Below are 255 nucleotides of genomic sequence, written 5' to 3' on the forward strand. Positions count from 1 at the left end.
AAATCGAACCAGGCGGTGCCGTTGATGCGGTCTTCCCACCGGCTCGAAATATCGATGGTGAGATCGCTCACGCCCGCGGTCGCTGCCGCAACGTCATAGCCGATCCCGCGCTTCTCGAAACCCAGGCGGCCGAATTCCAGCGGCTGGATCGACCCGCGGTAGCTGATGTCGATTTGCCGTTCCGCCATCCCGCCGCGCGGCATGTCCCGCAGGGAGGGCGCGATGTAGCCCGTATAGGCGTGGATGAAGTCGACA

The 255-nt window shown here is 63.9% G+C and carries 1 protein-coding gene; it reads right to left on the reverse strand.

Annotated elements, in window-relative coordinates:
• On the reverse strand, positions 1-255 hold a 255-nt coding region (locus tag J4G32_RS22280), incomplete at both ends, for a hypothetical protein (RefSeq protein ID WP_210497806.1).

It is taken from the genome of Microvirga antarctica, from assembly GCF_017921815.1.
Lineage (GTDB): Bacteria > Pseudomonadota > Alphaproteobacteria > Rhizobiales > Beijerinckiaceae > Microvirga > Microvirga antarctica.